Genomic DNA, 13454 nt, shown 5'->3' with positions numbered 1-13454 from the left:
CATAGGCATAGGCATAGGCAGTATTTTAAAATGAATATTTTTTACAATTCAAATTAAATAACAAATACTTAAAATTTACGAGGGGGAAATTACCTTGCTATAGCTTATACTAACTTAACTAACCATGAGTTAAGCTTAAAACACTTTAGCTTCAGCCTCATATTTATCTAAAATAATTTGTAATTGACCCGATTGTTTTATTTTTTTTATGGCGAGGTTAATTGCTGGAAGCTTTGCTTTTTTCTCTTTATTAAGTCGAATGAGAAGTTGTCCAGTGGTATGTGGTGTGGCGAATTCAATATTAAGGTTATGGATTTTTGCCCTGTGTTTAGCGGTTTCATACTCAAGAATCACGGCATTAACACGCCCATGTTTTAGTGCGCGTATTAAGCTTTGTTCGTCACGAAAATCAGCGCGGATAAATAACTCATTCTCTAAGCATGCCTTATAGATAAGAAACCCATTAAAATAAATCAAATTCTGGCATGCCAGGCACTCTAATGGTATAACCTCGCCATATAATTTGAATCGGCAGTAATAGTAGGAATTTGCATAAAATTACTGCGCTAACAACTTAAGGCGGTAGCTTTTTTACGGTGACATACTTTACCGTTAAACAAAGCACTGAAATATAATGAACGTAACAATAGAATTTAATAAACCTGAAATTAAAAGTGCTTTTGACTGGCAATTGGTCCAAGAAGTTAATGTTAAAAATGACGACAACCACGTCATTGCTAAAGCAGAAATTGAAATAATCACCTTGAATAAACACCGTGGCGCTGAAGAAAGCTATGAGTTATTGAGCCAACAAGATGCCACTGACTGGGAAGTACCGTTAAATTTGTTTTTCAAAAAACAAAATGTTGCTGCTGATTTAGTCGAAAAGTTGCAAGTAAAAGTAGATGCTAAAGCCAAAGATCATATATTAATTGAAGCGATTAGTGTTTTACCGGCATTTCGCAAACAAGGTGTGGCTAAGTTTTTACTTAACGAGATTGCTCAGCATTACAGTAAGGTACAGTCAATTTCAGCCCTAAGTATGCCGATGAACCTGTTTGTTGATGCACAAGATTGTGAGACAGAAGAAAACAAAGCATATTACCAAGCGATGAATTTAACAGAAAACGCATTAGCAACAGAACAATTAACTGCGTTTTTTGAGCAATCAGGCTTTAAACGTTTAGCCATTGATGACAGTGCTTTAGAAGAGCCATTGCCTTTCAATGTATTTATGGCGAGCCCTAAAACTATTTTGTAGTACTAGCACACCTAGCATACTCGTGAACATAACTAGTTCATGAGTATCACCCGCACCTGAATTGTTATTTGAATATAAAAAACGCGATTTTATTTCACCGCAGATTTTTTCCACGTACTTTGCTTTTTGGCTTTTGATTTACGCTTAAAAGGTACTTTGGGTAATTGTGCAAACGACTGTTGTTCTGACTGCTTAACCATCTGCGCTATGGTCGATGTTAGAGGAGTAATTAAATCTTCATAACGGCTTTTTTTCTCACTAATGTTCGTGAGTGTGGCTTCCCAATGCGCGGTCATATCTGGCATGGTTGCTGCGATAGGTAAGGCATTAATTAGCGATGTACCAACCACTGTCGCGTGTATATTTTTACCTTGTCGTTGTAAATAGTCTCGTTTGAATAATAGATCGATAATGCCTGCACGTGTAGCTTCTGTGCCTAAACCGTCATTTTCTCTTAAGAGTTTTTTTATTTCACTGTCACTAACAAATCGAGCAATACCTGTCATAGCACTTAATAAACTAGCGTCTGTAAAGTGCTTAGGGGCTTGGGTCATGCGGCTTATTAATTCGCCGTGACGACACAGTATTTGTTCGCCTTTTACTAATTTAGGTAATGACTGCTGAGTGAGACGCTGTTCGAAATTATCATCATTTTGCTCGGTGCTTGCTTGTTCGACCTTATCGGGCTTATTTTTCGCCCGTTGAAATAATACTTTCCAACCTTGGGCAATGGGTGTTTTCGCATTTGCACAAAATTTTCCCCCCGCAATTAGCATTTCTATTCGAGATTGGCTGTATTGATAAGCAGGATAAAACTGCGCTAAATATTGTCGAACAATAAGAAAATAAATCTTCTTTTCAAAAGGGTTTAACGACAATTTAGTTGCCGATTTTTCAGTCGGAATAATGGCATGATGCGCGGTAACTTTAGCGCTATTCCATGCTTTACTTTTTAACGAACTATCAGCAGCTTGCGCGAACTTAGCATAAGTTTCATCTGCCTCCGCTAGCATGGCAATAATATCTTTAGCCTGTGCGTGATGTTCTTTTGGCAAATATCGACAATCGGAACGTGGATAAGTGATCAGCTTATGCTTTTCATACAAGGCCTGACAAACATCTAGCACTAACTTGGCGTTCAATGCATATATTTTTGCTGCGTCTATCTGTAATGACGATAAACTATAAGGTAAAGGGGCTGCCTGCTTTTTTTGTTGCTCGTCAACTGAGCTGATCTCAGCCACTTGATTGTCAATACGGCGAACCACATTTTCTGCTAACGCACGATTAAGTACACGCCCTTCTTCATCCATATGTGGCTGACAAGCTTCACTGGGTTGCCACTTAGCTATAAATTGTTCTTGGCTATTAGTTTGTAAGTGCGCGTGTACATCATAAAAGTCTTTCGCGACAAAGTGGTCAATTTCTTGTTGGCGCCGCACCACTAAACCTAAAATAGGTGTTTGCACACGACCGACAGATAACACGCTGTTAAAACCTGCTTTTTGTCCTTGCAAGGTATAAGCCCGAGTCAAGTTTATGCCGTATAACCAATCAGCCCTAGAACGCGCTAAAGCAGAAATAGATAACGGCATAAATAATTGATTACTTTGTAAGTTAGCTAACGACCTTTGCACTGCTGGTAGATTTAAATCACTAATTAATAAGCGCTTAATATTTTGTTTCTTTTTCACTGAAACCTTGAAAAAATCAATAACCTCATCGACCAACAATTGTCCTTCTCGATCAGGGTCGCCAGCATGAATAATCTCATCTGCTTGCTTGACTAGAGTTCGTAATACGGTAAGTTGTGCGCGGGTTTGTGCTTTAGGTTTTAGTTGCCATTGCTCAGGCACAATTGGTAGATGGGCCATTTGCCACTTTTTAAATGCGGGGTTGTAGTTCTCGGGGTTAGCTTGTTCGAGAATATGGCCAATGCACCAACTCACTATATCACCATTGGCAAGTGCGATATAGCCTTGATGATTTTTTTGAGGTTTCGGCAATGCGGCTGCAATTGCCCGACCCAAGCTGGGTTTTTCGGCGATATATAATTTCAAAATGAATGCTTATTTTTCTAGCAAGGGCTATTGATATTTCTGGTAGCCTATCATTTAAAACTGTTTATTTATACAGTTAGGTGGATTTTACTACTGATATTACAGCTAAATATTTTACTGTTAGTGAAGTTATGCTACTTTCGAGGATAATAAAACAACGGAAAGAAATAGTGCTAATGTCTACCATTGATAAAAGCCAATGCCCTTTATGCCAACAAAAAAATTTATGCGAAGTTGATGCCAGTACACCTTGTTGGTGTGTAAGCATTGAGGTTAAGCGTGAGTTATTAGCACAAGTGCCCAAAGCACTGACCTCAAAATCATGCATTTGTAAAAGCTGTATCGACAAATTTAACTTTGATAAAATTGTCGACAGGTCTTAAAAACACTCAAAAAGTGCTAATATATTTTCTGAAAAATAAGCTTAAACCATTAACAACAAGGGATTTTTGTGTCAGATAATAAAAAACAACAAGATACTATTTTCAGTACGATAACCACACCATTAGGTGACGAACTTACCTGGCGCTGGGAAGACAAACAATCCGCTTTATTAGCTGAATTTTCGTGGGAAAAAAAAGAGCGTATCTTAACTGTTTTACATAAATTATTTAGTGAAGAGTGGCATAACAAAAACATTAATAAAGCCCCTAAAGCCGTTAGAAATGAACTTGGTGAATTAGCAAGTTTGAGCAAAGAACAGTTGATTTTCACCAAGCCTGCAACCGAAGAAACACCAGCCATTGCTGTTATTTGGTGGCCTTGGGGCCATGGTGCAACCTATTCTATGCGCATTAAAATATTACACTGTAATTATGATGATGAAGATCTAAAGCTAGGGCAAGCGAGTCTGATCACAAAAATTTTCCAACGAATAAAATCGAGATAAACGCCCAGTTTACTTGTTAGCAAAGATAACTTAGCTACAATTGTCGTAGTTAATTACCATTTTGCAGGATGCTTAAATGCTCACTTTATCCTTATATTATGCCACCAACAGAAATCATCTTGGTGAACGTTGGTCTCCCGACAGTTATGGGCAAGATTTTAGTGCTGACCGTGCTAATAATTTACGCTTTGGCCGAGTAACTGTCGATGTGAGTGAAAATAAAGTAAAAGACTACCTTCATGATACCGTTAATAAACGTGCTGGTGATGGTGAAAGTTTAGCTAGCTATATTGAAAAAAAGTTACGTAAAAAACATCACATATCTGCTTTTGAAGAACCAGAATATTCATCTAAAACAACTAATTCTCCACTCCCTTCGACACTTGTTTTCCAAGAGCTGAAAAAACAAATGGAAACGAAACGAGACTTAGTTGTTTTCATTCATGGTTTTAATGTTGATTGGTTTGAAGCGGTTGCCTCAGCATTGGCTTTAGAGTTAATGTTAAATCGTCACTCTCAAGATAATGACGACTTAAAAGATACTAGCGTATTTCTATTTTCTTGGCCTTCAAATGGCGCGATGATGAAAAACAAAGCCTATTTGTCTGATCGTAACGATGCGAGAGACTCAAGCATTGCAGTGGCGCGAGGGTTTCTTAAATTACGTGACTTTCTCATGACACTTAGACCTAAACATAAAGATCCTGTGATAAATGAATGTGGCCAGCAGCTACATTTACTTTGTCACTCAATGGGTAATTATGTTTTACAACATGCCTTAATATCATTAGACAAACTCAATAACCAAAAGCGCTTTCCACAATTATTTCACCACATATTTATGTGCGCACCTGATGTTGACGATAATATCTTTGAATTAGAACGGCCTATGGTTAATTTGCATCGATTAGCAAAGCAAGTAACGGTTTATTACAACAACGGTGATTTGGCGATGTATATTTCTGATTACACTAAAGGTAATACCGATAGGTTAGGTCATAATGGTACCGCTAGACCTTTTCAATTGCACCACAAAGTCAGTCAAGTCAACTGCTCTAAAATTGTTGGTGGCATAACTGAACATAGCTATTATTTATGGGCTACGGTTAATGAAGATATTAGGCAAAGCATCGACGATATTCCTTACGAAGACAGTACACGTAATAGACAAAGTAAATCAGCACAAGTTTGGCGCTTAACCTAGCTAATACTGCAATACTATATCAAGCAAAACTAATAGTCCTGCTTGATATAGCCACAGTATTTACAACGCTAACCATTAATCAAGAAATGCACACCAATGCTAGCGAAGTAACCTAAAGCGATCACTGGGGTCCATTTAAGGTGGGTAAAGAAGGTATATTTCCCTCGTGCTTGGCCCATTAGTGCCACACCAGCAGCCGAACCAATAGAAAGCAAACTACCCCCTACGCCGGTAGTTAATGTCACCAGCAGCCACTGCAGTTGACTCATATCCGGCTGCATTGATAGCACCGCAAACATTACCGGTATATTATCTACTATTGCCGAGAGTAAACCTATGATGATATTAGCCGTTGTAGGCCCTAACTCACCGTAAATGAAACTTGATGTTAAGCTCAAATAGCCAAGAAACCCCAAGCCACCTACCGATAAAATTACGCCATAGAAAAAGAATAAGGTATCCCATTCCGCTTTGGCAATTTTATCAAAAATATCAAAATCATCCTCAACATCATGACTAGTCGGGGAATCAGACTTGTCGATATGGGTATTGGCAAATACCCGTAAGTAATATGCATATAACTTCAAATATGCCAGTCCGGTCATCATGCCAAATACCGGTGGGATATGAAGAAAATTATGAAAACTAATCGCGGTGATTATCGTTAGTAGAAATAATCCAACAATGACTAAGCCCCCGTATTTAACTTGCTCTGGTTCGGTTGAAATTGCGGCTGGTTTGCCTGACGGTAAGAAAAATTGCATGATAAATGCGGGGACTAAATAATTAACCAACGAGGGTAAGAATAACTTAAAAAAATCAGCAAATTCGACAATACCTTGTTGCCACACCATCAGTGTCGTAATATCGCCAAACGGACTAAATGCGCCACCAGCATTCGCGGCAACGACAATATTGACACAGCCCATACCAATAAACTTTGGCTGGCCCTTGCCAACGGCTAGGATAACCGCACACATAATCAATGCGGTTGTTAAGTTATCCGCAACTGGAGAAATAAAGAATGCCAGTAGGCCGGTTAACCAAAATAGCGTACGATAGCTAAAACCCCTAATAATCAGTTTGTCGCGTAAGGCATCGAAAACCCCGCGCTCAAGCATGGAATTGATATAGGTCATTGCAACTAACAGAAAGAAAAACAGTTCGGCGTATTCGAGGAAATTATGCCTAATGGCAATTTTTGCGGAATGATGATCGCCCATTTGCTGGTAAACCATTGCAATTAATAGCCAAATAACCCCAGCAGCCAACAACATTGGCTTTGATTTTCGCATTTGCACCTGTTCTTCGAAAATCACAAAGAGGTACGCAATAACAAAAATAGCAATAGCAGTATAACCTACCCAGTGATCGGTCAGCGATATTGCGGTTGCTATGCCCTCACTCGCGAAAGCATTACTACCGGTAAATAATAGTAAAATTAGCGTAATAATAAATAATTTCATAATCTACGACTTTTTGATAATTTCAGCAACTAGCTAACCAATAATGTCATTAACAAAGCATTAATGACATTAAGTATTTTTATGCTAATGCGACTACTCGCCCTGATTTTTTCCACCATGGATTGGGGCATGGGCAATAATCCGGTCGGCTAAACGCGAGAAAGGTAAACTCTGCAACCACACTTTACCATGACCCGACAACGTGGCAATAAACAAACCTTCGCCACCAAAGAGCATACTTTTCAAACCTTTTGTCAGCTCAATATCGTAATCAATACCATCACTAAAGCCAACCAAACAACCGGTATCTACTCGCAAAATATCTCCATTTAACTCTTTTTCGATAATCGTGCCACCAGCATGTAAAAAGGCTAAACCATCACCCTCTAAACGCTCTAAAATAAAGCCTTCACCGCCAAAAAAGCCACTACCTAAACGCTTATTAAAGGTAATATCAATTTTTGTCCCTAACGCTGCACATAAAAATGCGTCTTTTTGACAAGTAACAGCACCGCCAATTTCTGCCAAGTCAATGCTAATAATAGAACCGGGGTAAGGAGCAGCAAAAGCAACTTTACGCCGTTGTGGATGTTGATTGGAAAAGTGGGTCATAAAAAGCGACTCTCCGGTCAACATGCGCTTACCAGCAGAAAATAACTTGCCCATTAGGCCTTGGTTGGCATCTGAACCGTCGCCCATTTTAGTTTCAAAGGCGATACCATCTTCCATATAATTCATCGCTCCCGCTTCAGCGACTACGGTTTCGCCCTGATCTAATGTCACTTCAACCAACTGCATTGACTGGCCGATAATTTGATAATCTATTTCATCACTTCGCATTGTTTTTCCTTGTCCGCTGGTCTCATATATTGAGAGCTAACTTCTGTTTGGCTTGTTAAATAACATACTATAAGAGCAAATAATTTTTCAATTAGCTAGCAATAACAGGGGGTTGATATTGTTTTTTTCATTTAGCATGGAACATTTCCTTGAAAAATATGTCTACACATCAGATTATTAATTATTTTATAAATTATCTAGGCAAAATAGCCACATAACTTTTGCTGAAAATAATCGATAAGGACAAGTATGACAAAAGTAATAAAATTAGTTTCTACACTAGCTGCAACCCTTTTACTCAGTATAAGTTTTAATAGTTTTTCAGCAAAGTTTGAAGAAGGGCAGCACTATAAGGTAGTGGCAGAAAAGAAAACTTCTACACCTGAGTTAACTGAATACTTCTCTTACTATTGCCCAACATGTCGTGCTTATGAACCTTACCTTGAAGGTTTTAAAAAAGTTATGCCGGTAAAAGCTAAGTTTAATAAGGTGCATGTAGACTTTATGGGACAAACGTCTCCAGAAATACAATTTATGTTAGGTAAAGCGCTAATTATTGCTGAAAAGACGGGTGTTGATAATCAGTTTTCTGCTGCAATTTTTAAGTACTTACAAACCGATAGAGCCACTATTTCTAATGAAAAAGATATTCGTAATGTTTTTGTTTTAAGTGGTGGTGAGGGCAAAAAATTCGACCAAGGTATGAAAAGTTTTTCGGTGATCAGTCTGGCTAAAAAAGAGAAGAAAATACAAGATACATTATCCCAAAGCCGTCAGCTCACCAGTGTGCCATCCATGGTGGTAAACGGTAAGTATTTAATTGATAGTAAGTCTTTAGACCGTAACAATTTCTTTGCTGAATATAACGAATTAGTCGCTTATTTATTTACCCTTTAACGTTTGTCCAATCGTCACTCTTTCACATCCATGTGATCGTGACATACCATTCTTCCTGAACATAAAAAGCCGAATTATTTTCTAATTCGGCTTTTTCGTTTTTCAATATGACAAGGAAGTATTTTAACGACGACGTGGCTTATTAGGCTTAGCCTTGTTTTTATCACCAAAGGCTTTTTGTCTACCGTGTTTTTTTTGCTGGCCTAGCGTATTTTTTCTCGCTGGTGCGTCAGTTTTGGTCAAGTCTGGTTCATAGCCTGGTAGCCATTGTTGCATTAATCGGGTATCTAATACCTTTTCAACCGCCTCTAACAACCAAGCTTCTGATGGGCTCATTAAAGATATGGCTAAACCTTCATTACCAGCACGACCTGTTCGGCCAATACGGTGAATATAATCTTCAGCTATATAAGGTAATTCATAGTTAATCACATAACGTAAATCACTAATGTCGATACCTCGTGCGGCAACATCTGTTGCTACCAAGGCCCTAGTTTTACCTGCTTTAAAGTCAGCTAATGCTTTATCACGCGCACCTTGTGATTTATCACCATGTATCGATTGGGTTTTAATACCGTCTTTAGACATTTCTTTCGCTAGTTCATCTGCGCCAAGTTTTGTGCGAGTAAAAATAAGCACTTGTTGCCAATTTTTAGAACCTATTAGAAATGAAGTTAGCTCACGTTTTCGGTCACTATCTACGGTATAAACAATTTGCTCTACTTTTGTTGCCGCGGTGTTGCGCTCACTTACTTCAATAAGTTCAGGGTTATTGAGTAAAGTTTTACTGAGTTTAAAAATCGCATCATCAAAAGTGGCTGAAAACAGTAGTGTCTGACGCTTTGGCGGTAAGCGATTTAAAATACGGTCTATTTCATCTTTAAAGCCCATATCTAACATGCGGTCAGCTTCATCAAACACAATAATTTCAAGATGAATCAACAACACACTGCCATTAACAATATGATCTAGCAATCTACCGGGTGTGGCGATGAGTATGTCAGCACCTTTTTCTATGGCTTCAATTTGTGGCTTAATACTGACACCGCCATAGGCAACTGCAATATTAAGCTCGGTGTTTTCAGCATAACTTACAAAACTTTTATACACTTGCTGAGCTAGCTCACGTGTCGGTGTTAATACTAACGCTCTAATAGGCCTTTCTGCAGCGATATTCTCACTTAGACGTTGCAGAATAGGTAAAGCAAATGCGGCGGTTTTACCCGTGCCGGTTTGTGCTCCCGCCATAATGTCTTTATTGGCTAAAATTGCAGGAATGGCCTTTAGCTGAATTGGCGTTGGCTGCTCATAACCTAGGGCTTTAACGGCATCAGTAAGAGACTTGTCTAATGCTAGGGACGAAAAACTCATGATTTTCTATCGCTTATTATTCGAATGTTGTTTTTGTTTAAGTTCATGCTCAAGCTCATCAGGATAAAAAATTAATCCTTGCTCATCTTGGCTTGGAAATACCACTATAGCGAGTTCATCATCAGCTAAACCATGGGTCCAACGACTAAACCATTTATTTAAAGAAATAGCCTCAGGCTGGCAAGCTTCCCATCCATCAGTAGCCCAAGCTTGTGCAAACTCTTTATTAGGCCAAACTGGCACACAGTCTTCATCTTCCGAGTTGAGCATTACACAACCATGTTCATCGGTTAAAATCCATAACTCGCTTTGGCTTACTGTTTCATTGATAAAGTAGGCTGCACGTTGTGCATCATCCATCTGCAATATTTGTTTAATTTTTTCTTGTTCTAACACATAAAATCCTGATGATTTTGTTTAAATACTTAGGCGCTATTCTACAAAAATTTGCATCTCTTCGCCGATTTGTTTGCGCATTTCCATTAATTTTTTTGCACTTTCATGCTGCTTTATATCTGCATCGGTCTTTGGTATCCATTCCGGTATGCGTTCAGACTGCCCATTTTGATCGACAGCAACCATGATCACAATACAATGGGTGGTTAATCTGCGATTTAATGTTTTAGGATCACAAGCATTAACTTCTACCGCTATATGCATCGATGTATTGCCGGTATAGATAACTTTTGCCTCGACCTCGACTAAACTACCAACATGGATGGGCTCTACAAACCGAATTCCCCCAGCATAAGCGGTAACGCAATATCGACCACTCCAGCCTGCAGCACATGCATAAGCGGCTAGATCGATCCATTTCATTACCGCGCCTCCATGAACTTTACCGCCAAAGTTGACATCTTGAGGTTCGGCTAAAAATCTTAAGGTTATATCGCGTTGTGGTTGGTTCATGGATTGTCCTAGTTAAAATAAGTGTGATTGTGGCTAATAACACCCAACAGTGCTTACATTACACGATATTTACCGTTACATTACCACTAGTAAAATCATTGCTAGAATTTAAAGGTAAACCATGAAAATTTGGGTTGATGCCGACTCATGTCCGGTAGTCATTAAAGAGATATTATTCCGTGCCGCAGAACGTACACAAACACCTACGACATTACTGGCTAATCATTATCTAAAAGTACCACCTTCTAAGGTAATCAACTTTGTGCAAGTAACTGCGGGCTTTGATGTTGCTGATGATGAAATTGTCAAACGAGCGGATCCAAATGACTTAGTGATAACGGCAGATATTCCTTTAGCCGCTGAAGTTGTCGAAAAAGGTTGTTTAGCGCTTAATCCTAGAGGAGAACTTTACACCGAGGCTAATATTCGTCAACGCCTTAATATGCGTGACTTTATGGATACTCTTCGCTCTAGCGGTATTGAAACAGGTGGTGCGCCACCGATTAGCCAAAGTGATCGACAAGCTTTTGCTAATAACCTAGATAAATTGTTAGCAAAACAATAGGCTAATCAGGTAAACGGTAACGGATAATATAACTTAACCGTTACCCTTATATCTACTTACTTGGGTTAGGATTAATACGACGACGTCCGTCACTATTTCCATAAGGATTACTCGCTGAGCTATTTCCTATATGGCGTCTATTTTTACCGGTTGGTTTATTACCACGAGCATTATCACCAGAACGTTGGCCATCTTTATGCTCAGATCCTTCTGATTTAAATTTCCTTGGTTTTTTAGCTTTTAAAGCCCGTAAATTACGTGATTCAGGTAAAGCATGTACCGGTTCAAAACCTGCAACAATTTCTCTTGGCAAGTGAGTTTGTATCACGTGCTCAACATCATTGAGTAAATCTATTTCATCTGCACATACTAAAGATACGGCATGGCCACTAGAACCAGCTCGGCCGGTACGACCAATACGGTGAACATAGTCTTCTGGTACATTAGGTAACTCAAAGTTAACTACTTGTGGTAATTGGTCAATATCAATACCACGGGCAGCAATATCAGTTGCTACTAGTACGCTAATTTTACCCTCTTTAAATTGTGCTAATGCTTTAGTTCTTGCGCCTTGACTTTTGTTACCATGAATAGCAGCAGCTTGAATACCAGCAGCATCTAACTGTTTAGTTAGTTTATTAGCGCCATGTTTAGTTTTCATAAACACGATAACTTGTTGCCAGTCATTTTCTAAAATTAAGTGTGTTAGTAAGGCTGCTTTCTTGTTTTTATCAACTGAGTAAATCAGTTGCTCAACACTTTCTGCCGTCGTGTTTTTTGGACTAATTGAAATTTCGACAGGATCGTTAACGATGCCTTTTGCTAGTTCACGTATATCTGGGGAAAATGTTGCTGAGAAAAGTAACGTTTGGCGCGTTTTTGGTAGTAATGATAAAATTTTCTTAATATCACGAAGAAAACCCATATCCAACATTCTGTCGGCTTCATCAAGCACTAATATTTCTAACTGATTAAAGCGTACTGCTTTTTGATTATATAAATCGAGTAAACGTCCAGGTGTCGCTACAAGAATATCAACACCTTGACGCAAACGTAGCATTTGTGGATTTATTTTAACGCCACCAAACACTACCGTAGATTTTAATGGTAAGTGCTTACCATACATTTCTACGTTTTCAGCAATTTGTGCTGCAAGTTCGCGAGTAGGCGTAATAATAAGTGTTCTAGCCTGGTTTGGGCGTACTTTTTCGCCACGTGATAACAGCTCTAGAATAGGTAAAGTAAAACCTGCAGTTTTACCTGTTCCCGTTTGTGCAGCGGCCATAACGTCTTTACCAGCGAGCACAGCAGGGATTGCCTGAGCTTGAATAGGTGATGGCGTATCGTATCCTTTTTCCGCAATAGCTTTTTGAATTGGGGCAGATAAACCTAAATCGGTAAAACTCATAGAATATACTCTTCTCGCTGATGGTTTGAACCAATGTCAAACGGCGGTGCAGAATACAGTATAGACGGTCTCAGTGCAATGATAGCGCTTATTCTTCTCTGATAAACAACAACAAAATTGATACCAATGGTTGGACCGAGTTTATCGACTTAATTAACGTGTAAATGTCAGTATTTAATACACACCTTTATGTTGTTTATATAGATCAGCTTTAGTAAAAATTATAGGAATAATCCAAAGGAAGAAGAGCATTGAAGTACGGTAAAACCTAAAAGCACAGCAGTAATCAATAAATATAAACGAAAAAAAACCCGCAACTTACGTTACGGGTTTTTAGAATGATGGTGGAGGGAGGTGGATTCGAACCACCGAAGGCTGAGCCGTCAGATTTACAGTCTGATCCCTTTGGCCACTCGGGAACCCCTCCACAGGGCCGAAAACCCAGCCATAAGCTGGGTATTCTAAATAGAAGCCTAGCAATGTCCTACTCTCACATGGGAACTCCCACACTACCATCGGCGCTAACACGTTTCACTTCTGAGTTCGGAATGGGATCAGGTGGGGCCATGTCGCTATTGTCGCTA

The 13454-nt window shown here is 39.0% G+C and carries 14 protein-coding genes, 1 tRNA gene and 1 rRNA gene; 6 read left to right on the top strand and 10 right to left on the bottom strand.

The window, feature by feature from the left end; translation table 11 throughout:
* Positions 1 to 135 precede the first annotated feature (135 nt).
* Positions 136 to 477, bottom strand: coding sequence for a transporter substrate-binding domain-containing protein (locus tag H4J38_RS16825; RefSeq protein ID WP_182133639.1), 342 nt, complete (start codon positions 475 to 477; stop codon positions 136 to 138).
* Between the two features lie 157 nt (positions 478 to 634).
* On the opposite strand from H4J38_RS16825, the gene H4J38_RS16820 reads away from it, so the two are divergent.
* A complete protein-coding gene (locus tag H4J38_RS16820; RefSeq protein WP_182133637.1) occupies positions 635 to 1261 on the top strand; it encodes a GNAT family N-acetyltransferase in 627 nt (208 codons plus the stop codon).
* An 89-nt stretch (positions 1262 to 1350) separates the two neighbouring features.
* Here H4J38_RS16820 and H4J38_RS16815 read toward each other — a convergent pair whose 3' ends face one another.
* Positions 1351 to 3321, bottom strand: a complete 1971-nt coding sequence (locus H4J38_RS16815; protein WP_182133635.1) for a DNA topoisomerase III — start codon at positions 3319 to 3321, stop codon at positions 1351 to 1353.
* Between the two features lie 176 nt (positions 3322 to 3497).
* On the opposite strand from H4J38_RS16815, the gene H4J38_RS16810 reads away from it, so the two are divergent.
* The 3 genes from H4J38_RS16810 to H4J38_RS16800 all read left to right on the top strand — a co-directional run bounded on the left by H4J38_RS16810 (position 3498) and on the right by H4J38_RS16800 (position 5414).
* Positions 3498 to 3704 carry a cysteine-rich CWC family protein gene (locus H4J38_RS16810; protein ID WP_182133633.1) on the top strand — a complete coding sequence of 69 codons (207 nt, stop codon included), beginning with the start codon at positions 3498 to 3500 and terminating at the stop codon, positions 3702 to 3704.
* Positions 3705 to 3772: 68 nt separating this feature from the next.
* Positions 3773 to 4210, top strand: coding sequence for a hypothetical protein (locus H4J38_RS16805; RefSeq protein WP_182133631.1), 438 nt, complete (start codon positions 3773 to 3775; stop codon positions 4208 to 4210).
* Between the two features lie 76 nt (positions 4211 to 4286).
* Complete coding sequence (locus H4J38_RS16800; RefSeq protein WP_182133629.1) at positions 4287 to 5414, top strand: alpha/beta hydrolase; 1128 nt, start codon at positions 4287 to 4289, stop codon at positions 5412 to 5414.
* Between the two features lie 68 nt (positions 5415 to 5482).
* Here H4J38_RS16800 and nhaD read toward each other — a convergent pair whose 3' ends face one another.
* Positions 5483 to 6880, bottom strand: a complete 1398-nt coding sequence (gene nhaD, locus H4J38_RS16795; protein ID WP_182133627.1) for a sodium:proton antiporter NhaD — start codon at positions 6878 to 6880, stop codon at positions 5483 to 5485.
* 93 nt (positions 6881 to 6973) lie between these two features.
* A complete protein-coding gene (locus H4J38_RS16790; RefSeq protein WP_182133625.1) occupies positions 6974 to 7720 on the bottom strand; it encodes a TIGR00266 family protein in 747 nt (248 codons plus the stop codon).
* 249 nt (positions 7721 to 7969) lie between these two features.
* On the opposite strand from H4J38_RS16790, the gene H4J38_RS16785 reads away from it, so the two are divergent.
* Positions 7970 to 8617: a thiol:disulfide interchange protein DsbA/DsbL gene (locus H4J38_RS16785; protein WP_182133623.1), complete on the top strand. Its 648-nt coding sequence runs from the start codon at positions 7970 to 7972 to the stop codon at positions 8615 to 8617.
* 123 nt (positions 8618 to 8740) lie between these two features.
* On the opposite strand, the gene H4J38_RS16780 is transcribed toward H4J38_RS16785, so the two are convergent.
* The 3 genes from H4J38_RS16780 to H4J38_RS16770 form a co-directional block, all read right to left on the bottom strand.
* A complete protein-coding gene (locus H4J38_RS16780) occupies positions 8741 to 9988 on the bottom strand; it encodes a DEAD/DEAH box helicase (protein ID WP_182133621.1) in 1248 nt (415 codons plus the stop codon).
* Between the two features lie 6 nt (positions 9989 to 9994).
* A complete protein-coding gene (locus tag H4J38_RS16775) occupies positions 9995 to 10348 on the bottom strand; it encodes a DUF2750 domain-containing protein (protein ID WP_182133641.1) in 354 nt (117 codons plus the stop codon).
* 72 nt (positions 10349 to 10420) lie between these two features.
* The gene (locus H4J38_RS16770) at positions 10421 to 10897 is read right to left on the bottom strand and encodes an acyl-CoA thioesterase (protein ID WP_182133620.1); all 477 of its coding nucleotides are present in this window, start codon (positions 10895 to 10897) and stop codon (positions 10421 to 10423) included.
* A gap of 121 nt (positions 10898 to 11018) precedes the next feature.
* Here H4J38_RS16770 and H4J38_RS16765 point away from each other — a divergent pair, with 121 nt between their 5' ends.
* Positions 11019 to 11462, top strand: a complete 444-nt coding sequence (locus H4J38_RS16765) for a YaiI/YqxD family protein (protein ID WP_182133618.1) — start codon at positions 11019 to 11021, stop codon at positions 11460 to 11462.
* A gap of 52 nt (positions 11463 to 11514) precedes the next feature.
* Here the strand turns inward: H4J38_RS16765 and H4J38_RS16760 are convergent, their stop codons facing one another.
* The 3 genes from H4J38_RS16760 to rrf all read right to left on the bottom strand — a co-directional run.
* The gene (locus tag H4J38_RS16760) at positions 11515 to 12870 is read right to left on the bottom strand and encodes a DEAD/DEAH box helicase (RefSeq protein ID WP_182133616.1); all 1356 of its coding nucleotides are present in this window, start codon (positions 12868 to 12870) and stop codon (positions 11515 to 11517) included.
* Between the two features lie 342 nt (positions 12871 to 13212).
* Positions 13213 to 13297: transfer RNA gene (locus H4J38_RS16755), tRNA-Tyr, on the bottom strand.
* 44 nt (positions 13298 to 13341) lie between these two features.
* A 5S ribosomal RNA gene (gene rrf, locus H4J38_RS16750) occupies positions 13342 to 13454 on the bottom strand; the annotation flags it as partial.

This window comes from Colwellia sp. BRX10-3 (assembly GCF_014077505.1).
Classification (GTDB): domain Bacteria; phylum Pseudomonadota; class Gammaproteobacteria; order Enterobacterales; family Alteromonadaceae; genus Cognaticolwellia.
Note: the sequence above shows the minus strand (reverse complement) of the source record. Positions and strands in the feature narration are given on the sequence as shown.